Raw genomic sequence first — 23,387 nt, 5'->3', positions numbered from 1 at the left:
CAAGTCGCGCCCAACCTACGCCGCCAAGCAAGAAACCGGACGTTTTCGAGCGATTTCGACATGAGCGAGACCACTAGGACGCGCGAAGCGCCCTATTCAATATAAAGCATGCTCGGCTATCATGAGCGGATCACATCTGCAGCTCTCCGGGGATTTTCCGGGGCGCCCAGCACCGCCCGGAAGGCGGAAAGGACGGCATTTGGACCTTTGCGGCACCCCGGCAATCGCGACCCTGGCCGCGCGCCTTCCGTCCACGGAACGGAACGGCACGTTCGTGCGCGCGGGAGGACGCGGCGCTCCGATGGCGGCGGTTCGGCGACGCGGGCGACACGCCGGTCGGCAAGACGCGGTGTCGTCGCGCGGGGGTGCCTCAGGGCCGGCGGCCTCCTGACCGGGTGGACGGATTTGGAGACCGGGACAGAGCGATTGAGCGTGGGCGATCTTCGGGCGGGAGACATCCTGCTCCACCGCCCGACCAACCCCCGGTGGTACGAGAAGGGAATAGCCTGGTATACCGCAAGCCCCTACACCCACGCGTCGATCGTCCTGCGCGAGAACACGATCGCGGAGGCGCGGTTCCCCAGGATCAGGACCTGGAGCGTCGAGGCAACACTGGAGAGAGAGAGGGCGCTTTGCGTCCTTCGTCAGAAACCGGAATTGACGACGCAGCAGATAGGATCCCTCCACGACTTCGTCGAGAAAACGCTGACGCAGGGCGTTCGCTTCGATTTCGCGTTTCCCTATACCTTTATCAGGCAGAGCCTTGTTCCATTGCGCCTTGACGAGTTTCCGGCCGCGTCCGGAATGGACCGGAGCGTGGCCAACCAAACGGATCGGTATTTCTGCTCCTCTTTCGTCGTGGCCTGTCTTTGCGAGATGGGGGTAATTACCAGCGCCGAATATTGCAAATATCCCCTTGGCCGGCATTCGCCCGCCGACCTGTTGAAGGACGAGAAGTTCGGAAATGTCGTGGGACATATCCCGGGAACGGAACCGAACTGAGGCCGAATGGACGGGGCAAATGAATGGGGCATGACGGGGCGACGTCGATGATTTCACCACGGCGTTGGCTGTTGATCGTTGTCCGCGATCCCGGCGGGCGGGCCCGGCTCAGGACCTCGGCAGTTTGAGAAGCATCGCGGCTCCGGCCGTTTGCACGGCGATACACAGGAGAATGACGGGAAGATAACCGCCCGCATCGGCCAGAACGGCCGCCACGAATGGTGCCGCCGCGAACGCCAGGAAGGCCGGGCGCATGACAGCGCCCTGCGAGGCCCCGAAGTCACGGACGCCCAGCGTCTCGCGGATGATGACCGGCCTGAGGATGCTCGTCAGTCCGTAGCACATGCCATGCAGCACCGCGAAGGCGAAGACGAGGGACGGCAAGAACCCCGCCGACAGCAGGATCGCCGCCGCAACCGCCATTCCCGACACCCCCCAGATCGCGAGGCGGCGCCCCTCGACGCCGTCGCCCGCAACGGTCATCGCAAGCCTTCCGGCCACCTGCGACGGCCCCAGAAGCGATGCCGCCAGAACCGCCGTGCCGGACGCGACCCCCAGCGACGCGAGGAGCGGAAGGAGGTGACTGACGACGATGCCGATCCCCAGTGCGGACAAGCTGATGCCAAGCGCGAGGGGCCAGAAACCCGGACGGTCCCGGGGGGCCACGTCAAGCGCCGGCGGCGACGGCAGCCTTCTGCGATCTCGCTCGAGCCTTCGCGTGGCGAACCAGACGAGAGGCACGTTCACCACGAGGACGAGACCCGCCATGAGCAACATCGCCGAACGCCAACCCCAGGCTTCGGACACGGAGGCCGTGACGAGATAGGCGATGCTCGACGCGAACCCCGCGACAAGGGTCATGGCCGTGATGCTGCTCCGCGCCGTATCATCCCGGCTTCTGATGATGAGCGCGAAGACCGACTCGTACAGCGTGAGCCCCATGGCCAACCCCATGACGCACCAGATCGCATAAAACTGCCAGATTTCGGCGACTTGCGTGACAAGCGCCAGGCATGTGGCGCCCAGAACGGCGCCGAACGACATCGCCTGCGTCGCAAACCCCCGATCGATCAGGCGCCCGACGAATGCGGCCACGAGCCCCTGAACCACCAGCGAGAGCGAGAAGGCGCCCATGAGTTGTCCCGAGCTCCAGCCGAACTCGGCGTGCCATTCCAGCACCATGGCTGGAAACAGGTAGTAGAGCGCCGCCGAAACGAGAAGCTGGCCGATCGTCAGGGCGAGGATGGGCGGATCGGTGAGGGCCGCACGCATTCAGTGGGCCGACGCCGGCAACGACCCGGTAAAACGGCGCCGTCCCGACATGGGCGGCGGAGGGTCGGCTATGGCGCTCAAGGGGCGGCTTCCGAATTTGCGTCGTCGGTCGGGGCGAGGGTCACGACGGAAAACTCGCTCACCTTCCCCAACCGGATCGGCAGCCCGCCGAATCCGACACCAGCCGTGATGACGAGGTTTCGGCAGCCGTCGCGCTTCAGGCCGTAGTCCAGTCGCCGCCCGTATCGTGATGGGCCGGTTGCCCAGATCCCGAACGCTCCGACCTGTCCGCCATGGGTATGACCGCTGACCTGCAAGGCGACCCGGCGGCGTTCGTCGAGGAAGAAGTCCGGCTCGTGGGCCATCAGGATGGTGGACGCGCCCTCCGGAACCCCGTCGAACGCAGCGGCCGGATCGTGGCGCGCGTCCGGACGGCGGGTCGTTCCCGTGCCGATGGCGCTATCGAGGCCCACGAGATACGTGTCTTGCTTCAACTCCGTGTTGCGATTGTTCAGAACGGGAATGCCGACCCCTTCGAACGCGTCCTCAACGCTCGACCTCGTGTGTCCGTTCCGGCTGGCTTCGGGGCAATCGGACCAGTCGTGGTTTCCAAGACTGGCAAAGACACCCAGCGGCGCGGACAATTCCTGAAGGACCTCGGCAATGGCCCGGGCGGGAATCGGGCGTTTGCCGACCAGGTGACCCACCAGAAAGTCGCCCGGCATGACGATCAGATCGGGACACTCGGCGTTGGCCTGCTCCACCAGCCCGGCTATTTTCGACAGCGGCATCCACCGCGAACACACATGCAGATCCGACAGGACCGCAATTCGCATCGGAGGTTCGAACCAGAGGGGCGAAGTAATTTCATAGCGCGCAACATGAAATTTCGTTCCATATCTTGGTCGTGAAGTTATCTGCCTGTCCCCTCGGGAATCCAAATTGGTCCGTGGGACCGTATTGCAACGCCGCACGGGATTGAAGCCGCGATGTCGAAATTCGATCCGCATCGCGGAGTCGCGCGGGACATGCCCATGAATTCAGCAATCCCGCCGGCCGGAAACGGGATCGGCGTCGAAATACCAAGCGTTCCGCCCCCCGATCCGGGAACGCCCGGGATCGCGCGATGCACGGCGTCCGGCGGGCCCGCGTCATGAGAGACCCAAGGCCGAGGACAGCGCCACGGATATTCCCCTGAGACCGGTCCACCAACGCTCCGGTTCGGCGGAGGCTTTCGCTTGCGGCGGCCCCCTCGCCCGCCCCCGGCCAGTCCCCCATGGCCCCTTCCGCAACGGCACCCTGCCCTGGCGCAACCGGCCCGAATCCGGCCGCCGTTCATTCCGCGCGGATCGAGCACGGGACAGAACACGGTGCCGCTCGGGCGAAGATTCGCGGGCGACTCGCCCCGCGATGCCGCAGCGCAGCACCCTGTCCCTCTCGAAACCGCGTAAGAAACCGCACGGGCCCGCGGAAGGAGCGCACAAGAATGCGGCATCGGCGGAACACGCCGCCGCGACGGACGACATTCCATTTCCACGGGCGACAGGCTGGGGCACGGTGAAGATGTCAGAAGTTCCGGGGTCAGTCTCCTCCCTTCCTTCAACGACCCCGGGGCCTGACGCGAAAAACCTGCTGGCGACCCGCCTCCTCGTCTCTCTTCCAACCGGCCGGGTCGCCAGCTCTTTTTCGGAGTAGAAGCTGGCAAGGCTCCAACCGTTTCAACAGGTTGCGCCCGGGTCATTGCTCCAGAACCGGCCGGAACATCCGGCGGAACGGGAGCGGACATGAGCCAGGATACCGGCGATTACCTCTATGACGAACTGAACCGTGAGGCCCGCATCGGGGGCCTCGGCAGGACCGGCGCCCACGGCGTCGCGCTGATCGACCTGTCGGACTACGAGAGCGACAAGCCGGCCATCGCCGACGCGCTCTGGAACGCGGCGACCACGCTCGGCCTGTTCCAGCTCACGGGCCATGGTATCCCCATGGACCAGATCGAGGAGGCCTTCGCCCTTTCGGAAACCTTCTTCGCGCTGCCCGACGAGGCGAAGGCGCGGATGCCGCTCCGGCCCGGCACCAATGCCGGCTGGGAGTTCAAGGCGCAGGTCCGGCCCTCGACCGGCACGCCGGACCAGAAGGAAAGCTACCAGATCACGCGGCCGCGGATGGAGGGGCTGTGGCCCGACCCGGACGCGATCCCCGGTTTCCGCGAGAAGATGCTCGCCTTCGAGGCGGCGAACCTCGCCGTCGCGATGAAGGTCCTGTCGTGCTTCGCGCTGAAGCTCGGCTTCGAGGAGGATCTGTTCACCCGCGCCCACGATCCCGCCTCGCCCGAATACCAGTCGACGCTGCGCCTGATCCACTACCTGCCGATGGTGAACGGCAAGCCGGAGGATTTCGAGGGCTGGCGCGCGGGCGCGCATACCGACTTCGACTGCCTGACGCTGCTGCACCAGAAGACCGGACAGGGCGGCCTCCAGGTCTGTCCCGGCCATGTCGCCGAGGAAGGCGCCTGGACGGACGTGGAGCCCGTGACGGGCGTCATCACCTGCAACATCGGCGACATGCTGATGCGCTGGTCCGATGACAGGCTGCTGTCCAACCCCCACAGGGTGCGGATGCCGCGCGCGGACGAATACCTCGGCCCGCGCTATTCGATTCCCTTCTTCGCGCAGGCGAACAAGGATTTCGTGCTGCAGGGACCGGAACGGAAATACCCCGCCATCACCGCAGGCGATTACATCCTCGAACGGATCAAGGCGAATTACGACGCTTTGAAGGCGCGCGGCTAAGAGACTGCCAACAAAGGGAAAACGGGTGTTGCATCGCGGCCACGTCGCCGCGGATGACACAATTGCGCCATATTGTTTCCACTTTTCCGGTCGATTTTCCGCGCGACCTGGGGCCCACTGATCGCGTTTTCATGACGCACTGGAGCAATTCTATGCCCGTATCGCCCCAACCTGTCCCGCCCAAGGGCGCAAAGCCCGAAAAGCCGCGTCCACGCCCGGTGCGCTTCACCGACTGGGCCAGCATCTGATACTCTCGCGGGCCGGAGGTGCCCGCGCGTGACGGAACAGGACATTCCCGCCGAGCCATCGGAAGATCCGGTGACCGGCATCCGCAATATCGGGCCCGCCATGGCGCGGGCATTGGCCGAGGCGGGGATCACCACGGCCGAGGCGCTGAGGCGGGTCGGTGCCGACGATGCCTATGCACGCATGATCGCCACCGGCATGAAACCGCATTTCATCGGTTATTACGCCCTCGTGATGGGGCTTCAGCGGCGCCCGTGGAACGATTGCCGGGGCGAGGAGAAGACCGCGCTGCGCCGGCGTTTCGATGCTTTGTCTGCGGGCGCGGCAGGCAGCGCGCCGGGGATCGAGCGTTTACTGGACGAGATCGGCACAGGACGGCGACGCTGACCGATCCCGCCGCCCCCTTCCCGAGCCGCGGCGGCCCCGCTTCCCGACGGCCGGGACCGGGCCGCGTGTTGATCGAGGTCAAGCACATCGCGCCTTACAGATGCGACCCTTCGCATCGTTCCAGGTATCTGGACGGGCGGGCGCGCATTCACCCCGGAGTAGCCGACATGAGACACCTGATCCTGACAGCAACCACGGCCCTCGCCGTGGCCCTGGCCGGCCCTGTCCTCGCGGACGAGGACCTGAGGGCGCTTGCCAACGACATCTTCGATCCGATCCCGCTGTCGATACCGGAGCTTGACGGCAACATCGTCAGCCGCCCGCGCGTCGACCTTGGGGCGATGCTGTTCTTCGACCCACGGATGTCGCGCTCCGGTCTCTTCTCGTGCCAGTCCTGTCACAATGTCGGCCTCGGCGGCGTCGACGGGCTGGAAACCTCGATCGGCCATGGCTGGCAGCGGGGGCCGCGCAATGCGCCCACCGTCTACAACGCCGTCTTCAACATCGCCCAGTTCTGGGACGGCCGCGCCGAGGACCTCGCCGCGCAGGCCACCGGACCCGTGCAGGCCGGCGTCGAGATGAACAACACCCCCGACCGGGTGATCGAAACGCTGACCTCGATGCAGGCCTATGTCGACGCCTTCGCCGAGGCCTTCCCCGGCGAGGAGGATCCCGTCACCTTCGACAACTTCGCCCTGGCGATCGAGGCCTTCGAGGCGACGCTGACAACGCCCAATTCGCGCTTCGACCAGTTCCTGAACGGCGCCGACACGTTGGACGAAGAGGAGACGCGCGGCCTGCGGGCCTTCATCGACCAGGGCTGCGCCTCGTGCCACGCCGGGGTGAACATCGGCGGCGAGGGATACTATCCTTTCGGACTCGTGCTCAGGCCCGGCGCCGATGTGCTGCCCGAAGGCGATCGCGGCCGGTTCTCCGTCACGCAGACCGCCTCCGACGACTACGTGTTCCGCGCGGCCCCCTTGCGCAACATCGAGCTGACGGCCCCCTACTTCCACTCAGGCGTCGTCTGGTCGCTGGAGGAGGCGGTCGCCGTCATGGGTGTGTCGCAGCTGGGCGCCGAGCTTGCCGATGCCCAGATCGGCGATATCGCGGCCTTCCTGCGCACGCTCACGGGAGAGATCCCGGAGGTCGTGCACCCGGTCCTGCCGCCCTCGACCGACGCGACGCCGCGACCCGAGCCGATGTAGGCCGCAAGGGTCGGCAACCGCCTGTCCGATGGATCGCCCCCGGGGCGCAGGAGGCCCCGTCCTTCAGGCGGATTCCGGCCTATCGGAGAGTTGCCCTGAAAACCCCATGGATTCGCCGGTCTTTCCCGCTTGACCCTTCGCGCGGCCTGATCCAAAGCCGCGCCGTCACCGCGAACACATGCGGGACGTGGCAGACCAGACCATGCAAGGCAGGCAGATGACCTCGACACCGAACACCCCGCAGCTGGGTGCGCAGACCACGCCCTCTCAGGGCCAGCAACAGCAGCAGGGGCAGCAGACCCCTCCCGGCCAGATGCAGCAGGGCGGCGGCAAGGCCCCCGGCACCAGCTTCACCGACTGGGCCAGCATCTGAACGGACCCGGCAGGCGACGGGACGAATGAAAAGGGCCACCCCGGCGGGGCGGCCCTTTTTTTGCGTTCGCCGTGATCGGCCTCAGCCGACCAGTTCGAGCCCGGAGAAGAAATACGCGATTTCCTCGGCGGCCGTCTCGGGGGCGTCGGACCCGTGGACCGAGTTCTCGCCCTTCGACAGGGCGAAGTCCTTGCGGATCGTGCCGGGGGCGGCCTCTGCCGGATCGGTGGCGCCCATCACTTCGCGGTATTTCGCAATGGCGTTCTCGCCTTCCAGCACCTGAACGACGACCGGCTCGGAGGCCATGAATTCGCAGAGCTCGCCGTAGAAGGGACGCTCCTTGTGGACGGCGTAGAAGACGCCCGCCTGCGCGGGGGTCAGGTGGATGCGCTTCTGCGCGATGATGCGCAGGCCCGCGGCCTCGATCTTGGCGTTGATGGCGCCGGTGAGGTTGCGCTTGGTGGCGTCGGGCTTGATGATCGAAAAGGTGCGTTGAACGGCCATGGTCTGCTCCATCGGGAAGGATTTGGCGGGCGCTTAGCATGGGGGTATGCGGAAGAAAACCCGCCCCGTGGGTTCGTCGCGCGCCCGTGCCGAAAGCCGCGTTGACAGCGCCCGCGCCGCCCGTCACACCGCGCCCATGCTGAGGATCGAGGACATTTCCTACTCCGTCGCGGGAAAGCCGCTCCTTGAAGGGGCGAGCGCGACGATTCCCGCGGGCCACAAGGTGGGCATCGTGGGCCGGAACGGGGCCGGCAAGACGACGCTCTTCCGGCTGATCCGGGGCGAGCTGACGCTGGACGGCGGGCGGATCGAACTGCCCTCGCGCGCCCGCATCGGCGGCGTCGCGCAGGAGGCGCCGGGAACGGAGGTCTCGCTTCTGGACACGGTGCTTCAGGCCGATACCGAACGCGCCGCGCTTCTGGCCGAGCACAGCGACGACCCCGCCCGGATCGCCGAGATCCAGACGCGGCTTGCCGATATCGACGCCTGGTCGGCGGAGGCGCGGGCCTCGGCGATCCTGAAGGGCCTCGGCTTCACGTCCGAAGAACAGCAGATGCCCTGCTCCGCCTTCTCGGGCGGCTGGAGGATGCGCGTGGCGCTTGCGGGCGTCCTCTTCGCGCAGCCCGATCTGTTGCTGCTGGACGAACCCACGAACTACCTCGATCTCGAAGGCGCGCTCTGGCTCGAAAGCTACCTCGCCCGATACCCGCACACCGTCCTGATCATCAGCCACGACCGCGGCCTTCTGAACCGGGCGGTGGGCCATATCCTGCATCTCGAGGGCCGCAAGCTGACGCTTTATGCCGGGGGCTACGACGCCTTCGCCCGCGCCCGCGCCGAGGCGCGCGCCGTGCAGGCGGCAGCCGCCAAGAAACAGGAGGCGCAGCGCGCCCATCTGCAGGCCTTCGTCGACCGCTTCAAGGCCAAGGCTTCGAAGGCGAAACAGGCGCAGAGCCGGGTGAAGATGCTGGAGAAGATGGAAACCATCCGCATGCCCGAGGACGCGGCGCGGACCGTCTTCAACTTCCCCGAGCCCGAGGAACTGTCGCCGCCCATCGTCAACCTCGACGGGGCGGCGGTCGGCTATGGCGGAAAGCCGGTGCTGAGCCGGCTGTCGCTCCGGATCGACCAGGACGACCGCATCGCGCTCCTCGGTCGGAACGGCGAGGGAAAATCGACGCTCTCCAAGCTGTTGGCGGGCAAGCTTCAACCGCTGGAAGGGCGCGTCACGACCTCGGGCAAGCTGCGCGTCGGGTATTTCGCGCAGCACCAGGTCGATGAGCTGCACGTGGACGAGACGCCGCTTCAGCATGTCCGGCGCGAGCGGCCCGAGGAGGCACCGCCCAAGCTTCGCGCAAGGCTCGCGGGGTTCGGCCTCGGCGCGGACCAGGCGGAAACGGAAGTCGCGCGCCTGTCGGGCGGACAGAAGGCGCGGCTGTCGCTGTTGCTGGCCACCCTCGACGCGCCGCACATGCTGATCCTCGACGAGCCGACCAACCACCTCGACATCGAAAGCCGCGAGGCGCTGGTCGAGGCGCTGACCGCCTATTCCGGCGCCGTCGTCCTCGTCAGCCACGACATGCACCTCCTGAGCCTCGTGGCCGACCGGCTGTGGCTGGTGAAGGATGGGCGCGTGGCGCCCTACGAGGGCGACCTGGAAAGCTACCGGACGCTTCTGCTCAAGGGTGAGGAAAAGCCTGCAAAGGCAGAGAAAGCCGAGAAAAAGCGCGTCTCGCAGGACCGGCTGAAGGAACTCCGCTCCGAGGTCCGGCAGGCGGAGGCACGTGTCGCGAAGATCGAGGAGATGCGGGAGAAACTGGCGAAGAAGCTGGCCGACCCGGAACTCTACGAACCCGAGCGCGCGGGCGACCTCGGCGTCTGGCAGCGCAAGTATGCCGAAGTCATGGACGGCCTCGACCGGGCCGAGGCGCTGTGGGTCGCCGCCGCCGAACGACTGGAACAGGCCGAGGCGGGCTAGCCTTCAGGACAGCGCCGGCGGAATACAGGGCACCGGCAGCGGAAGGCGGGCATAGCCGTTCGCGTCGAAAGTTGCGGTCGCAGGCAGGCCATCCCCCGCGTTCTGCGGCGCGAAGATCGCACGGCTTCCGGCGATATCCCACGGGCGGGCCACGATCCGGTCGGCAGCTGTCGCGCCCTGTTCGGTGTCGAGGTCCAGCGTCACCACGGCCTGGTCGCCCCCCTCCAGCCCCGCGACCGCGATCTCCAGAGCGGTGGCCCCGTCCGGAACCTGCCCGAGCGCGATGGGGCCGAACAGCACGCCGACGGACATGGGATCTTGCGAACCCCGCCCGCCATATTCGGTATCGATGACGACACCGCCCGCCGAAGGGCCGAAATCGATGGCCAGAACGCCGGTCACGGGCCCACACTCTCCCACGAGGCGCAGGGCGATCCAGTCGATGCTGTCGGTGTCGTGAACCATGATCTCGAGTTCGGCCGTCTGCGCCGAGAGGGGCGCCGCGATGGGCGCCGCGCTCAACAACGACAGGACCAGCGCGCGGCCGGGTCGGGAAGGAAGGACCAATCGCATTCCGCGAAGATAGCGGCGCACGGCGCGCGGTCCATGGCACGCTGCCTCTGGCGCACTGCCCGTCTGTTCCGTATAGGCGCCGCCCATGGACCTCGCCCTCTACATCCCGGCCTTCGTCACGCTGTTCGTGATCATCGACCCCATCGGGCTCGCGCCGCTCTTCGTGGCCCTCACGCAGGGCATGACCGCGCCGCAGCGGCGCAAGGTGGCGGTCCGCGCCTGTCTCGTGGCGCTGGGGCTGCTGACCCTGTTCGGGCTGGCGGGCGAGGCGGTCCTGGGCTTCCTCGGCATCTCCATGCCCGCGTTCCGCATCGCCGGCGGCGTGCTCCTGTTCCTGACGGCGCTCGACATGCTGTTCGAGCGGCGGGCGCAGCGGCGGCAGGGTCAGGCCGATACCGCGCATCCCGAGGACCCTTCGGTCTTCCCGCTCGCCATCCCGCTCATCGCGGGACCGGGCGCCATCGCCACGATGATCCTTCTGACCGGGCAGGAAGACGGCGGCGCGCTTCACGTCCTCGCGGTGCACGGCGTGATGGGGCTGGTCCTGCTGGTGGTCCTGTCCCTTTTCCTGCTCGCCGCCCCGCTCGAGCGACTACTGGGCCCGACGGGGATCAACGTCGTGACCCGGCTTCTGGGCATGCTGCTGGCCGCGCTCTCGGTGCAGTTCGTCATCGACGGGATGCGCGATCTGCAGGTGATCTGAGAAATCGCCACCCTATATTGAGCGGCATGGATGCCTTGCCCACCCTCGATGGCGACCAGATCGCCAGCCTCGTCTACCTCGCGCTCCTTGTGACCGCGATCGGTGGATGGCTGGTGACATCGAACCGCCGCAGCCTGGGAAAGCTCGCGCAATACGCCGCCGTCTGGGGGTTTCTCTTCCTCGGCGCGATCGTCGCCGTGGGATTGTGGGGCGATATCCGCAACACCGTCACGCCGCGCCAGTCCGTGATGATGGAGGGCGCGCGCATCGAGGTGCCGCAGCACATCGACGGCCACTACTACGTGACGCTTGACGTGAACGGCGCGCCCGTCCGCTTCGTCGTGGACACCGGCGCCACCGACATGGTGCTGAGCCGGGCTGATGCGGTCAAAGCGGGGATCGACCTTGACCGGCTGGTCTTCTCGGGGCGGGCCAATACGGCGAACGGCATGGTCGAGACGGCACCCGTGACGCTGTCGAGCGTGCAACTGGGCCCGGTGGCCGAGCAGGACGTGCGCGCCGTGGTCAACGGCACCGACATGGAGGACAGCCTGCTGGGCATGTCGTACCTGCAACGCTTCGAGCGGCTGGAAATCTCGGGCGGGCGCCTGGTGCTGGAGCGCTGAGGCTCAGCCGCTCTGCCGCTCCATCGACCAGCGTCCCGACGCCTCAGACCAGTATTTCGCCGCAACGCCCGCGCCGGTCAGCGTCCGCCATTGCGCGCGTGCCGTCTCCATCGCGCCCGCGTCATGACCGTCGAAGAGGATCATCACGCGGGTCAGGCGCGTGGCCTCCTCCGTCGCGATCTCGGCCCCTTCGACGGACACGAGGCAATCGGGCGCGTTCGACGGGAGTCCGGTCGTCAGAAGGACCGGCTGCTCCGCGTCGTGGGCCCCGCCCGCGCGACCGTGCGGCAGGAACCCGTCGCCGAGCCAGAGCTGCCCATCGAGGCGGTCGAGGGTCGCGTCGGTCCTCCCCCGCACCGCGACGCGCCAGGGCTGGGCCAGCGATTTCTCCAGCAGGGCACGCAGCGTCGCCTCCAGCGTCGACTGCGTCAGGTGGTAGAAAAACGCCTCGCCCATCGGGGCATCACCCCTCGTAGCGGTCGCGGATCAGCCGATCGAGCGCGAGCACGCCCCACCCCGTCGCACCCTTGGGCGCAAGCGCGGTATCCGACTTCACGCTCGCCACGCCGGCGATGTCGAGGTGGATCCACGGCGTCCCGTCCTTCACGAACCGCCCGAGGAACTGCGCGGCGGTGATCGAGCCCGCATCGCGGCCGCCCACGTTCTTCATGTCGGCGATCCGGCTTTTCAGCTTCTCGTCATAGGCCTTGCCGAGCGGCATCCGCCAGGCGCCCTCGCCTTCCGCCTTCGCGGCCTTCAGGAAAGCCCCGCAGAAGTCGTCGTCGTTGGAGAAGACGCCCGCGTTTTCATGCCCGAGCGAAATGATGATGGCCCCCGTCAGAGTGGCGAGGTCGATCATGCCCGAAGGGCTGAAACGGTCCTGCGCGTACCACATCACGTCACACAGCACGAGGCGCCCCTCGGCGTCGGTGTTGATGACCTCGACCGTGTCGCCCTTCATCGAGCGCACCACGTCGCCCGGGCGCTGTGCGCGGCCGTCGGGCATGTTCTCGACCAGCCCCACGAGGGCCACGATATTGGCCTTCGCCTTGCGGCCCGCAATGGCCTTCATGACACCCGCGACGGTTCCCGCGCCGCCCATGTCCATCGTCATGTCCTCCATGCCGGCCGCGGGCTTGATGCTGATGCCGCCGGTGTCGAACACGACGCCCTTGCCGATCAGCGCGAGCGGCGCCTCGTCGCCGCCGCCCTTCCACTGCATGACGACAACCTTGGACGGGCTTTCGGAGCCCTGCCCCACGGCCAGGAGCGTCCGCATCCCGAGCTTCTCCAGCTCGTCCTCCTCCAGCACCTCGATGTCGACGCCGAGCTCGGCAAGCGCCTTGAGACGCTCGGCGAATTCGACTGTCGTCAGGACGTTGGAGGGTTCGTTGACGAGATCGCGGGTGAAGAACACGCCCTCCGCGAGCGGCTTCAGCCCGTCCCACTCGGCCTGGGCCTCGTCGGGTTTCGAAACCATGAAGGCCGCATCCTCGGCCGGGGTCTTGTCGCCGGTCTTGTGGGCGTCGAAATCGTAGGCGCGCAGCGCGAGGCCGAGGCCGATCTCGGCGACCCGCGCGGTGGCGCCGGCACATACCGTGAGGGCGCCCTTGCCCCGCTGTTTCGCCAGCGCCGCGCCGGCCTTGCGCGCCTCCTCGACCGAGGGGCGGCGGGCCAGCTTGAGGACCAGAACCGCCTCGGCGGCGAGGCCCGCGGGGAACGCCATCTGCAGCACGTCGCCATCCTTGGCCTTGGCGAAGCCTTCGGCCTCGACCAGCCGCGCAAGCGCCCCCTTTGTCAGGCGGTTCAGACGACGGCCCACCGGGTCGAGCTTGCCCTCCGGCGGCACGATGACCGCGATCTTGCCCGCAAGCGCGGCGAGCGCCTCGATATCGGTTTCGGTGAAGCTGAGGGAAATCGGCGTAGTCATCGGCGCGTCCTGTCGTCTGGTCCCGGGGGGTGCCTTGCGTGTCTTTCAGGCCGCGACATTAGGGCGGGCGGACGCGCTTGGCCAGATGGCCCTGTCCCCTGCCCCGGGATTGATCTAGAAACGACATACGGGCGTCCCTGCTGCCACGGGGCGCATCATCTGGGGTGGCGGGCCGCGCGCCCGGCCGTCCCTTTTCACGTTGGGGGAAGCCCCGCGTCCGACCGCCCGCAACAGGGCCGAACGGGCGCCACGGGAGACAGGCTTGGGACGGTTCGACAGGTATATCCTGACCCAGCTGATCGTTCTTTTCGGCTTCTTCAGCCTCGTCCTGATCTCGGTCTACTGGATCGAGGCGGCGGTGGACCTGTTCGACTCGCTGATCGCGGATGGTCAGAACCTCGGCGTCTTCCTCGAGTTCACGGCGCTGGCGCTGCCGCAGATCATGATGCTGGTGCTGCCGATCGCGGCCTTCGTGGCCACCCTCTACATATTCAACCGGATGATCGGCGAAAGCGAACTGGTCGTGCTTCAGACCGCGGGGCTTTCGGCCTGGCGGCTGCTGCGGCCGGTCCTTGTCTTCGGCCTCTTCCTCGCCGCCCTTGTCGGCATCCTCGCCAACATTCTCGCCCCCGCCGCGCGCAGCCAGTTCATCGACCGCTCGGCCGAGGTTCAGGAGGACCTGACCGGACGCTTCCTGCGCGCGGGCGAGTTCATCCACCCCACCGCCGGCCTGACGGTCTACATCCGCGAGATCACCGAACTGGGAGAGTTTCGCGACCTGTTCCTGCAGGACAGCTCGCAACCAGGCGTCGAGATCACCTATACCGCGACCACCGCGCTTCTGGTGCGCTCCGAGGCGGGGCCGCGACTTGTCATGTTCGACGGCATGGCCCAGTCGCTCGACCGGGAAACGGGGCGGCTTTCGACCGTGACCTTCGCCGATTTCACCTATGACGTCGCCGCGCTGATCGCCGAGGGGCGCGCGCGCAACTACGACGTGCGCGAATTGCCGACCGCGATGCTCGTGCGGGCCGATGCGCAGACGGCCGAAGAGTTCGGCCTTCCGCTCGCCCGGATGCTCTTCGAGGGGCATGACCGCATCGCGCGGGCGATCTTCTCGATCTTCCCGCCGCTGATCGGCGCGGCCTGCCTGATGCTCGGCCACTTCTCCCGGTTCGGCGTGTGGCGGCAGATCCTGCTGGCCGTGGTGCTCGTGGTGCCGCTGCAGGTGATCTGGAACGCCTCCGAGGCCGTGGCGCGGGCCGACGCCGAGCGTTGGTATCTCGCCTATGCGCAGCCCGTAGCCGCACTTCTCGTGACGCTCGTGCTCGTGGTCTTCGCGGGGTCGCGGCGCAAGATGTTCACCGGTTATCGCCGGCGCGCGCGCGCGGAACACGGGGGGCTGCCGGCATGATCCTGCACCTCTACCTCGCCCGGCGTTTCCTGCGGTCTCTCGGCATCGTGGTCGCGGTCTTCGTCGGCATCCTTCTGCCCATCGACATCGCCGAGCAGATGCGGCGGATCGGCGGGGATTACGGGCTCGGCGCGGTCGTGGAACTGTCGCTCCTGAACCTGCCGCGCGCGCTTTACCAGTGGCTTCCGCTCTTCGTGATGCTCGCCACGCTGGTTCTGTTTCTCGGGCTTGCGCGCACATCGGAACTGGTCGTCGTGCGCGCGGCGGGACGTTCGGCGATCCGCTCGGCCATCTCGCCGGTCCTGGTGGCCTTCGGGATCGGGGTTCTCGCCCTCCTGATCCTGAACCCGATCGTGGCCGCCACGTCGCGCGAGTACCAGATGACCGTCGCGCGCTATCAGGGCGCCGAGCAGCGGACCGTCTCGGTCTCGGCCGAAGGGCTCTGGCTGAGGCAGGGGACGTTGTCGGAGCAGACGGTGATCCATGCCGAGGGCACCAATTCGGACGGCACACATCTTTTCGACGCGAATTTCTTCACGTTCGACCGCGACGGTCTGCTGACCGGGAGGCTGAGCGCCGAGGAGGCGCTTCTGCAGAACGGCGCGTGGCAATTGCTTGGGGTGAAGTCCTGGCCGCTGGCCGGCGCGGCCAACCCCGAGGCCTCCGCCAGCCTCCACGAGACGCTGGTGCTGCCCTCGACGCTGACGGCCGAGCAGATCCGCGACAGTTTCGGACGGCCCTACACGGTGCCGATCTACGAGCTTCCCGGCTTCATCGCGCAGCTGAACGCCGCCGGGTTCGCGGCGCTCCAGCACCGGATCTGGCTGCAGATGCAGCTGTCGAATCCCCTGATGCTGTCGGCCATGGTCCTGATCGGCGCGGGCTTCACGATGCGCCATACGCGGTTCGGAAAGACCGGTATCATGGTCCTTGCGGCGATTTTGCTCGGATTCGGGGTGTATTTCGTCCGCGATTTCGCGGAAGTTCTAGGGGAAAGCGGGCAGTTGCCCGCGGCCCTCGTCGCGTGGGCGCCGCCGGTGGCGGCGATCCTGCTCGCCGTGGGCGTGTTGCTGCATACGGAAGATGGGTAGAGGCAACGGATCATCGGGACGCGCGCTGCGGCTATCGGCGGCGCTGATCGCGGGACTGGCATGGCTGGTCCCCGCGCCGGCAGGTTTTGCCCAGGGCGCACCCGCCACGCTCATCGCCGACGACATCCGCTTCGTGCAGGGCAGCGAGACGATCACCGCCACGGGCGGCGTCGAGATCTTCTACGAGGGCGCCCGGCTGAGGGCGCAGTCGATCACCTACACGGGCGCGGGCGACCGGGTGACGGTCGAAGGGCCCCTGACCCTGATCGACCCGTCGGGCAATGCCGTCATCGTCGCCGACTTCGCCGATCTTTCCGCCGACCTGCAGGACGGGGTGCTGCAATCGGCCCGCCTCGTGCTCGACCGCCAGCTCCAGATCGCCGCGACCCAGATCGACCGGGTGGAGGGGCGCTATAGCCAGGCCTACCAGGCGGTGGCCTCCTCCTGCGAGGTGTGCTTCGACAACCCCACGCCGCTGTGGGAAATCCGGGCGCGCCGGATCATCCATGACGAACAGGAACAGCAGCTCTATTTCGAGGGCGCGCAGTTCCGCGTCATGGGCGTGCCGGTGATCTGGCTGCCGCAGATGCGCCTGCCCGACCCCACGCTGGAGCGGGCGACGGGCTTCCTCGCGCCGTCGATCCGCGCCACCGACACGACCGGCACGCAGATCCGGGTGCCCTATTTCGTGACCCTGGGCGATCATGCCGACCTGACCGTGACGCCCTGGATCGGGCTCGGCGCCAGCCAGACGATCGAATTGCGCTACCGCCAGGCGTTCCGGAACGGCCGGATCGAGGCCAACGGCTCGCTGACCTGGGACGATCTGACGGATGACGACATTCGTGGCCACGTCTTCGCCGAGGGCGAGTTCGAGCTTCCGCAGGACATCGACCTGTCTTTCCAGATCGAGGCGGTGACGGATGACGGGTACCTCACCACCTACAGCTTCCCCGACCCCGACCTCCTCGAAAGCAACATCCGCATCGGCCGGACCGCGACCGACCTGCATTTCGACTTCGGCCTAACGAATTACGTCTCGCTCCGCGATGGCGACAACGATGCGGAACTGCCGACGCGGGTCGCGGACGGACGGCTGATCCACCGCTTCGAGCCCGGGCTTCTCGGCGGCATCGCGGAACTGCGCTTCGACGCGCTGGGGTATGTCCGGCCGAATTCCACGCCGGGCAACGACGCGGCGGGCAATCCGCTCGCTACCGATGCCGCGCGGCTTTCGGCCGAGATCGACTGGCGCCGGACCGAGGTGCTGCCGGGGGGCTTTCTGCTGACGTTCGAGACCGCGCTGGCCGCCGACCTTCACGCCGCGCGCCAGGACGTGAACGGCGCCTTTAACGACACCGAAACCCGCGTCACGCCCTATGCGGCCATCGAGCTGCGCTATCCGCTCCAGCGTACGGGACCGACGGGCGTGCAACACCTGCTCGAGCCCGTTGTGCAGGTGGCATGGTCCGAAACCTCCGGCGGCGCCGTGCCGGTGGAGGACAGCGCCATCGTCGAATTCGACGAGGCGAATCTCTTCGCGCTCGACCGCTTCCCCGGATCGGACCGGCGCGAACAGGGGCAGCGCGCGGCCTTCGGCATCGGCTATACGCGGGTCGATCCGCTGGGCTGGTCGGCCGGCATCGCCGCGGGCCTCGTTGTCCGGGCCGACGACCTGATGCAGTTCACCCCGGGCTCCGGCCTCGACGGCGAGACCTCGGACTGGCTCTTGGCGACGCATTTCTCGCTGGGCGACGAGTGGCGCGTCATCAACCGGGCGCTCTTCGACCAGCAGCTGGATTTCACGTCGAACGAATTGGCGCTGAACTGGCACGGCACCGACCACCACGTGGTCACGACCTATACCTGGCTGGAGGCCGATGCCGCGGAGGGACGTCCCGACGACCTTGCCGAATGGGCCTTCGACGCGGGCTACCGCTTTGACAGCGACTGGAACGCGGGCCTGAGCTGGCGCTACGACTTCGCCGAGGCCGAGCCGACGCGGGCGGGCCTGCGGATCGGCTACGAGAACGAGTGCATCGACATGGAGTTCTCCGTATCCCGCCGCTACACGACATCCACCACGCTGGAGCCGTCCACGGAATTCGGCCTGACCGTCGCGCTGAACGGGTTCGGCGCCGGCCGCGAGGGACGGTCGCGGGCGCGGACCTGCCGCTACTGAGGGCGCGCCTCCGCGACGCTTGCACCCCGACCGAGAGATGAGGATAAGGGCACCATGACGAACCGTGCCAATCGATTTCCGACCCTCACCCTGGCGCTTGTCGCCGGCCTTTTCTGTGCGCTCCTGGCGGGCACGGCCCCACCGGCCGCCGCACAGAGCCCCTTTGCCGTTGCCGTGCGGGTCAACGACGACATCGTGACCAATTACGAGATCCAGCAGCGCCGGCAGTTCCTGTCGCTGCTGAATGCCCCGCCCGAAGTCCTGCAGGGCGTGCGCGACACGCTGGTCAACGAGCGGCTTCAGAACCAGGCCGCCGAACGCTTCGGCGTTTCCGCCGAGCCCGAGGACATCGAGAACGGCGTCGCCGAGTTCGCGGCGCGGGTCAACATGGGCCCCGAGCAGTTCGTCAACGCGCTCGGCCGTGCCGGTGTCGCGCCCGAGACGCTGCGCGATTTCGTGCGCGCGGGCGTCAACTGGCGCAACGTCGTGCGCGCCCGGTTCGGACCCAGCGCGCAGGTCACCGACGCCGAAATCGACCGGGCCCTGTCGGCCGATGGCGGCGGGAGTGACGGCGTGACCGCCATCGATTTCGCCACGATCCCGATCACCGGCGGACGCGGCGACCCCAGGGCCCAGGCCCAGGCGCTGCGCGACCAGGTCGACACCTGCGACGACCTTTACGGCGTTCGTCCGGAGGGCCTGGAGCGGCAGACCTTGCCGCCCTCCGAGATCCCCGCCGACATTGCCGCGGCGCTCTCCCGGCTCGACGCCGACGAGATGTCCTTCGACGTCACACGGGGCGGCACGCTTCTGGTCACGATGCTCTGCGGGCGGTCGAGCGGGATCCCCGAAGGCGCCCGCGACCAGGTCCGCGAGCAGCTCTTCCAGCAGCGCATTGGGTCCTATGCCTCGGGCTTTCTCGAGGAACTGCGGGCCGACGCCATCATCACCTATCCCGGCGGCTGAGGCCGTGGCGGCGCCCGTCGCGCTGACGCTGGGGGAGCCGGCCGGGGTCGGCCCCGAACTGGCCGCGAAGGCCTGGGCGCGGCTCGAGGGGCGCGTGCCCTTCTTCGTGATCGGCGACCCCGGGCACCTCGCGGGGCATGGCGTGCCGATCCGCAAGATCGCGAAACCCTCCGAGACGGGCCATGCCCTTCATGCCGGACTGCCCGTCCTGTCCCATCCCTTCCCCGCCCCGGCCGTGCCCGGCCGCCCTGCGCCCGAGAACGCGCAAGCCGTGATCTCGGCCATCGCGCGGGCCGTCGACCTGACGATGCGGGGCGAGGCCGGCGCGATGACGACGGGGCCGATCCACAAGAAGGCTCTGATCGACGGCGCGGGCTTCGCCTATCCGGGCCATACCGAGTATCTCGCCCATCTCGCTGGCGTGGACCGCGTGGTCATGATGCTGGCGGGTCCCGGCCTGCGCGTGGTTCCGACCACGATCCACATCGCGCTGAAGGAGGTGCCGGGCACTCTGACCCGGTCGCTCCTGTCCGACACGATCCGGATCACCGACGCCGCGCTCCGCCGCGATTTCGGGATCGAAAGCCCGCGTATCGCCGTCTCGGGGCTGAACCCGCATGCCGGCGAAGGCGGTGCGATGGGGCGGGAAGAGATCGAGACCATCTCCCCGGTGATCGAGGCGCTGAGGGCCGAGGGCCTCGCGCTGACCGGTCCGCATTCGGCCGACACCATGTTCCACGCCGCCGCCCGCGCCCGCTACGACGCGGCAATCTGCATGTATCACGACCAGGCGTTGATCCCGATCAAGACGCTCGCCTTCGACGAGGGCGTGAACGTGACGCTCGGCCTGCCCTTCGTGCGGACCTCGCCCGATCACGGAACGGCCTTCGACATCGCGGGAACCGGCCGCGCCGATCCCTCGAGCCTGATCGCGGCGCTGGAACTGGCCGCCGAGATGGCCGCGATGCGGAACGTGGCCGCGCGCGGCTGATCAGCGTCGCGCCTCAGCGCATGCCGAGCGCTTCCTTGTACATCTCCAGCACCGCCTCTTCCTCGGCGATGTCGTCGGGCTCGCGCTTTCTCAGCGCGATGACCTTGCGCATCACCTTGGTGTCGTAGCCGCGCGACTTCGCCTCGGCCATCACCTCTTTCTGCTGGTCGGCGATGTCCTTCTTTTCCGCCTCCAGCCGTTCGTAGCGCTCGATGAACTGGCGCAACTCGTCGGCGGTGACGCGGTAGCTGTCGGGGCGGGCGTCGGTCTCGGTCAGATCGTCCATCGGGCGGCGTCCTTCGGCGGTTCGAATGGGAAGTCGAGGCCCCCGATTAGCGGGACGGGAAAAGGCCCGCAAGACGTGGCGGACGCCCATGGCGGGTCGCTCGGCGCTTGCCTGTGCGGCACCGATCCGCTAGCCCCTTGGCATCGCAAGGTGAATACGGGATGCGCGGCGGATGGCATGGCTGGTATGGACCGGAACGGGACTGGCCGTCACAGGGCTTCTGCTGCTGGCCTATTGCATCGTTGCGGCAATCTCGGCCAAGCGCGCGAACATGCCGGACGCGGAACTGCGCGCCCGGCTGGCGCGGATCGTGTCGATCAACATGGGCGCGCTGCTGCTTTCGGTGCTGGGACTGATGAGCGTCGTGGTCGGCGTCTTCATGTCCTGAGGGCCATGCCCTTTCGCATGCCCGCCCGGTCTAGACCGGCATGTCGTTGAACAGATCGTCGTCACCCTCGTCCTTGGGCAGCACCTTGGCACGCGGCCGGGGCTGAGGCTGTTCTGCCTCGTCGCCGGACCGTCCCGCCTTCACGGGACGCAGCTCGGTATGTGCGCGCCCCTCGACCTTGGCATCGGTTTCCTCGCCAGATGTCTGGCGGACTTTTCTCGTGTCGGTCATGGCAGCAGCATCCTTTCTGTCCGTGTCGGTGCCGGTCCGGCCCGTCTCAGTGCGCCCGCTCCTTGCGGCGTGGGCTCGGGGTCTCGCTTTCGAGCAGCATGCGCTCGGCCAAATCGTCGAGGCGGCGGGCCCGAAGCTCCGCGACGGAGGCGCGATGCGCCCAGGCCTGGGCCTCTCCGCAGAGATGCCGGGCGACGGCGCGTCCCGCGCATCGTGTCATCAGGAGCGCGGCGATTCGGCGTTGCATCTCGGTGTCGGTCGGGCGCCCGGCCATGGTCTTGATCCCCCGGTTCGTTGTCCCCTCACCTGTTCCCTCAGGTTGCGCAGGACCGGCAAAACGGCGTCCATGGCAACAGGTCCAGCCGCTCTTCCGAGATCTTGGTTCCGCACTTCGTGCAGTAGCCGTATTCGCCATCGTCCATCCGCGCCAGCGCGGCCTTGATGCGTGCGATCTCGGCCTGGCCCGAGACGCCGAGGCTCTCCAGCACCTCGTCGCTCTCGCGTTCGGTGGCCAGTTCCTCCCAGTCCTTGGACTGGTGGCTGTCGAGTTCCTCCTCGATCTCGTGCAGGCGTTCGTCGAGAACGGCTAGGCGAGCCTCGAGCTGCGCGCGTCTTTCGGCCAGGTCGGCCATGGTATCCTCCGTTTCCGCCGCGTGGTCGTTCCGCCCGAAGCATGGGGCTCATGGCAAGGGGCGAGCGGCTGTTTGAAGCGTGCGCCGGGTATCGGCCGGTCGCCTTGACCTCGATCAACACGCCAGCGCGGCAAGACGTCCCTGCCGCCCTTTCCCTTCGTCACGCGATCCGGCAATGTACGGATCAAGCGGGCTCAGACCGACACTCACCTCCGGCCGCCCGCACGACGACAAAGGACAGGCGTGCCATGCAAATCAGACCCATCGCCGAGGGGTATTCCGTCGCACCGCAGCTTGAACCCGCCGATATGGCAGCTCTGGCCGCCGAGGGGGTGACGACGGTCATCTGCAACCGTCCCGACATGGAGAACCCGCCCGCATTCCAGGCCGCCGCGATGCAGCAGGCCGCCGAAGCCGCGGGTCTCGCCTTCGTGTTCAACCCGGTCACGGGCGGGATGCTGACGGAGGCGAACGTCGAGGAACAGGCCGAGGCCATCGCCGGCTCGGATGGGCCGGTCGTGGCCTATTGCGCCTCGGGAAACCGCTCGACCATCGTCTGGGCACTGGGCGTTGCCGGCGAGATGCCGGTCGATGACATCCTCGCCCGCGCCGCCGCGGGCGGCTACGACCTCGCCTGGCTCCGGCCGCAGCTGGAAGCGATGGCCGCGAGGCAGGGCGCCTGAGACCGGGATACCGCCAGCCAGGGCATCGGGCTTGAACCGCCTCTCGCCAACGGCGCAGGGCATCGTGACGATGCTCTGTGCGATCTTCCTGTTCTCGGCCATGGATGCGCAGGCCAAGGCGCTGACGGCGCGGCACGACGTGCTGATGGTGCTCTGGGCGCGGTACGCGGGGATGATGGCGGTCGTGCTCATCTTGCTTGCGCCGCGGATCGGGCCGCTCCTGCGCACCCGTCACCTCGGCCTGCAGCTTCTGCGGTCGGCCTTCCTGTTCTCGGCCACCTGGTGCTTCTTCAACGCGCTCGGGCTCATGCCGATCGCGGCTGCGACCGCGGTGATGAACGTGCACCCGATGCTGCTGACGCTCGGGGCGGCACTCATCCTGCGCGAGGCGCTGGGACCGCGGCGGCTGATCGGGATCGGCGTGGCGCTGCTCGGCGCGCTCATCATCCTGCGGCCGGGCTCGGAGGTCTTCTCGCTGGCCGCGCTGCTGCCGCTCGGGGCCGGGACCTTCTATGCGGCCTATGCGCTGACAACGCGGTTTCTCGGCCGCGACGAGCCGATCCTGACCTCGTTTCTCTACACCGCGGTGATCGGCACGATCGCGGCGAGCCTGCTCGTCCTGCCCGTATGGCAGACGCCGTCGCCCGCCGACGCAGCGCTGTTCCTTCTCCTGGGCGCCACGGGGGCGGCGGGACAGTTCCTGCTGATCCGGGCACTCACGCTGGCCGAGGCCGGCGCCGTCGCGCCCTTCGGATACGCAGGGGTCCTCTTCGCCACGATGAACGGATTCCTGTTCTTCGGCGAGGTTCCGGCGGCCGCGACCGCGCTCGGTGCGCTTGTGATCGTCGGGGCCGGCGTCTATGTGTGGCACCGCGAAACCCGGGCCGGAGCGCCCAGCCCGGTGCCGCCCGCGCGCTGACGGCCGGATG

At 67.8% G+C, this 23,387-nt stretch carries 26 protein-coding genes; 16 read left to right on the top strand and 10 right to left on the bottom strand.

Annotated features, from left to right (window positions below):
- Positions 1 to 426: 426 nt before the first annotated feature.
- Complete coding sequence (locus tag N8I71_RS13795; RefSeq protein ID WP_262878583.1) at positions 427 to 1,002, top strand: C40 family peptidase; 576 nt, start codon at positions 427 to 429, stop codon at positions 1,000 to 1,002.
- A 108-nt stretch (positions 1,003 to 1,110) separates the two neighbouring features.
- Here N8I71_RS13795 and N8I71_RS13790 read toward each other — a convergent pair whose 3' ends face one another.
- Complete coding sequence (locus N8I71_RS13790) at positions 1,111 to 2,274, bottom strand: MFS transporter (RefSeq protein WP_262878582.1); 1,164 nt, start codon at positions 2,272 to 2,274, stop codon at positions 1,111 to 1,113.
- 77 nt (positions 2,275 to 2,351) lie between these two features.
- A complete protein-coding gene (locus tag N8I71_RS13785; RefSeq protein WP_262878581.1) occupies positions 2,352 to 3,284 on the bottom strand; it encodes a metallophosphoesterase in 933 nt (310 codons plus the stop codon).
- 774 nt (positions 3,285 to 4,058) lie between these two features.
- Between N8I71_RS13785 and N8I71_RS13780 the strand changes: the two genes are divergently transcribed.
- The 4 genes from N8I71_RS13780 to N8I71_RS13765 all read left to right on the top strand — a co-directional run bounded on the left by N8I71_RS13780 (position 4,059) and on the right by N8I71_RS13765 (position 7,280).
- Positions 4,059 to 5,066 carry an isopenicillin N synthase family dioxygenase gene (locus N8I71_RS13780; protein ID WP_262878580.1) on the top strand — a complete coding sequence of 336 codons (1,008 nt, stop codon included), beginning with the start codon at positions 4,059 to 4,061 and terminating at the stop codon, positions 5,064 to 5,066.
- A gap of 276 nt (positions 5,067 to 5,342) precedes the next feature.
- Positions 5,343 to 5,699: a TfoX/Sxy family protein gene (locus tag N8I71_RS13775; protein ID WP_262878579.1), complete on the top strand. Its 357-nt coding sequence runs from the start codon at positions 5,343 to 5,345 to the stop codon at positions 5,697 to 5,699.
- A gap of 167 nt (positions 5,700 to 5,866) precedes the next feature.
- Positions 5,867 to 6,907 (top strand): cytochrome-c peroxidase, encoded by a 1,041-nt coding sequence (locus N8I71_RS13770; RefSeq protein WP_262878578.1) that lies wholly within the window; start codon positions 5,867 to 5,869, stop codon positions 6,905 to 6,907.
- Positions 6,908 to 7,094: 187 nt separating this feature from the next.
- A complete protein-coding gene (locus N8I71_RS13765; protein WP_262878577.1) occupies positions 7,095 to 7,280 on the top strand; it encodes a hypothetical protein in 186 nt (61 codons plus the stop codon).
- Between the two features lie 81 nt (positions 7,281 to 7,361).
- On the opposite strand, the gene ndk is transcribed toward N8I71_RS13765, so the two are convergent.
- Complete coding sequence (gene ndk, locus N8I71_RS13760) at positions 7,362 to 7,784, bottom strand: nucleoside-diphosphate kinase (protein ID WP_262878576.1); 423 nt, start codon at positions 7,782 to 7,784, stop codon at positions 7,362 to 7,364.
- 136 nt (positions 7,785 to 7,920) lie between these two features.
- On the opposite strand from ndk, the gene N8I71_RS13755 reads away from it, so the two are divergent.
- Positions 7,921 to 9,762 (top strand): ABC-F family ATP-binding cassette domain-containing protein, encoded by a 1,842-nt coding sequence (locus tag N8I71_RS13755; protein ID WP_262878575.1) that lies wholly within the window; start codon positions 7,921 to 7,923, stop codon positions 9,760 to 9,762.
- 3 nt (positions 9,763 to 9,765) lie between these two features.
- Here N8I71_RS13755 and N8I71_RS13750 read toward each other — a convergent pair whose 3' ends face one another.
- Positions 9,766 to 10,335 (bottom strand): hypothetical protein, encoded by a 570-nt coding sequence (locus tag N8I71_RS13750; RefSeq protein ID WP_262878574.1) that lies wholly within the window; start codon positions 10,333 to 10,335, stop codon positions 9,766 to 9,768.
- 85 nt (positions 10,336 to 10,420) lie between these two features.
- Here N8I71_RS13750 and N8I71_RS13745 point away from each other — a divergent pair, with 85 nt between their 5' ends.
- Together N8I71_RS13745 and N8I71_RS13740 are read left to right on the top strand one after the other, a co-directional pair.
- Positions 10,421 to 11,038, top strand: a complete 618-nt coding sequence (locus N8I71_RS13745) for a MarC family protein (protein WP_262878573.1) — start codon at positions 10,421 to 10,423, stop codon at positions 11,036 to 11,038.
- Positions 11,039 to 11,073: 35 nt separating this feature from the next.
- Positions 11,074 to 11,664, top strand: a complete 591-nt coding sequence (locus N8I71_RS13740) for a retropepsin-like aspartic protease family protein (protein WP_262878572.1) — start codon at positions 11,074 to 11,076, stop codon at positions 11,662 to 11,664.
- 3 nt (positions 11,665 to 11,667) lie between these two features.
- Here N8I71_RS13740 and N8I71_RS13735 read toward each other — a convergent pair whose 3' ends face one another.
- Complete coding sequence (locus N8I71_RS13735; RefSeq protein WP_262878571.1) at positions 11,668 to 12,120, bottom strand: DNA polymerase III subunit chi; 453 nt, start codon at positions 12,118 to 12,120, stop codon at positions 11,668 to 11,670.
- A 7-nt stretch (positions 12,121 to 12,127) separates the two neighbouring features.
- A complete protein-coding gene (locus N8I71_RS13730; RefSeq protein ID WP_262878570.1) occupies positions 12,128 to 13,594 on the bottom strand; it encodes a leucyl aminopeptidase in 1,467 nt (488 codons plus the stop codon).
- Between the two features lie 262 nt (positions 13,595 to 13,856).
- On the opposite strand from N8I71_RS13730, the gene lptF reads away from it, so the two are divergent.
- The 5 genes from lptF to pdxA are packed head-to-tail and all read left to right on the top strand — an operon-like array spanning position 13,857 to position 20,238.
- A complete protein-coding gene (gene lptF / locus N8I71_RS13725) occupies positions 13,857 to 15,008 on the top strand; it encodes an LPS export ABC transporter permease LptF (RefSeq protein WP_262878569.1) in 1,152 nt (383 codons plus the stop codon).
- A complete protein-coding gene (lptG, locus tag N8I71_RS13720) occupies positions 15,005 to 16,099 on the top strand; it encodes an LPS export ABC transporter permease LptG (protein ID WP_262878568.1) in 1,095 nt (364 codons plus the stop codon). The genes lptF and lptG overlap by 4 nt, the downstream gene beginning before the upstream one ends.
- On the top strand, positions 16,092 to 18,281 hold the full coding sequence (locus N8I71_RS13715; RefSeq protein WP_262878567.1) for an LPS-assembly protein LptD: 2,190 nt from the start codon (positions 16,092 to 16,094) through the stop codon (positions 18,279 to 18,281). Before lptG ends, N8I71_RS13715 begins: the two co-directional genes overlap by 8 nt.
- Before the next feature lie 54 nt (positions 18,282 to 18,335).
- Positions 18,336 to 19,247, top strand: coding sequence for a SurA N-terminal domain-containing protein (locus tag N8I71_RS13710; RefSeq protein ID WP_262878566.1), 912 nt, complete (start codon positions 18,336 to 18,338; stop codon positions 19,245 to 19,247).
- A gap of 4 nt (positions 19,248 to 19,251) precedes the next feature.
- Positions 19,252 to 20,238, top strand: a complete 987-nt coding sequence (pdxA, locus tag N8I71_RS13705) for a 4-hydroxythreonine-4-phosphate dehydrogenase PdxA (RefSeq protein WP_262878565.1) — start codon at positions 19,252 to 19,254, stop codon at positions 20,236 to 20,238.
- A 13-nt stretch (positions 20,239 to 20,251) separates the two neighbouring features.
- Here pdxA and N8I71_RS13700 read toward each other — a convergent pair whose 3' ends face one another.
- Complete coding sequence (locus N8I71_RS13700; RefSeq protein ID WP_262878564.1) at positions 20,252 to 20,524, bottom strand: DUF2312 domain-containing protein; 273 nt, start codon at positions 20,522 to 20,524, stop codon at positions 20,252 to 20,254.
- 172 nt (positions 20,525 to 20,696) lie between these two features.
- On the opposite strand from N8I71_RS13700, the gene N8I71_RS13695 reads away from it, so the two are divergent.
- Positions 20,697 to 20,912 (top strand): hypothetical protein, encoded by a 216-nt coding sequence (locus tag N8I71_RS13695; protein ID WP_262878563.1) that lies wholly within the window; start codon positions 20,697 to 20,699, stop codon positions 20,910 to 20,912.
- A gap of 30 nt (positions 20,913 to 20,942) precedes the next feature.
- Here N8I71_RS13695 and N8I71_RS13690 read toward each other — a convergent pair whose 3' ends face one another.
- From N8I71_RS13690 to N8I71_RS13680, 3 genes are read right to left on the bottom strand one after another with little or no spacing between them, the layout of a single operon-like run.
- Positions 20,943 to 21,143 (bottom strand): hypothetical protein, encoded by a 201-nt coding sequence (locus N8I71_RS13690; protein WP_262878562.1) that lies wholly within the window; start codon positions 21,141 to 21,143, stop codon positions 20,943 to 20,945.
- A 46-nt stretch (positions 21,144 to 21,189) separates the two neighbouring features.
- Positions 21,190 to 21,417, bottom strand: a complete 228-nt coding sequence (locus tag N8I71_RS13685) for a hypothetical protein (RefSeq protein WP_262878561.1) — start codon at positions 21,415 to 21,417, stop codon at positions 21,190 to 21,192.
- A gap of 40 nt (positions 21,418 to 21,457) precedes the next feature.
- Complete coding sequence (locus tag N8I71_RS13680) at positions 21,458 to 21,775, bottom strand: TraR/DksA family transcriptional regulator (RefSeq protein WP_262878560.1); 318 nt, start codon at positions 21,773 to 21,775, stop codon at positions 21,458 to 21,460.
- 248 nt (positions 21,776 to 22,023) lie between these two features.
- On the opposite strand from N8I71_RS13680, the gene N8I71_RS13675 reads away from it, so the two are divergent.
- A complete protein-coding gene (locus N8I71_RS13675; protein WP_262878559.1) occupies positions 22,024 to 22,458 on the top strand; it encodes a TIGR01244 family sulfur transferase in 435 nt (144 codons plus the stop codon).
- 31 nt (positions 22,459 to 22,489) lie between these two features.
- Positions 22,490 to 23,377 carry a DMT family transporter gene (locus tag N8I71_RS13670; RefSeq protein ID WP_262878558.1) on the top strand — a complete coding sequence of 296 codons (888 nt, stop codon included), beginning with the start codon at positions 22,490 to 22,492 and terminating at the stop codon, positions 23,375 to 23,377.
- Positions 23,378 to 23,387 lie beyond the last annotated feature (10 nt).

The organism is Roseicyclus sediminis, from assembly GCF_025515305.1.
GTDB lineage: Bacteria > Pseudomonadota > Alphaproteobacteria > Rhodobacterales > Rhodobacteraceae > Roseibacterium > Roseibacterium sediminis.
Note: the sequence above shows the minus strand (reverse complement) of the source record. Positions and strands in the feature narration are given on the sequence as shown.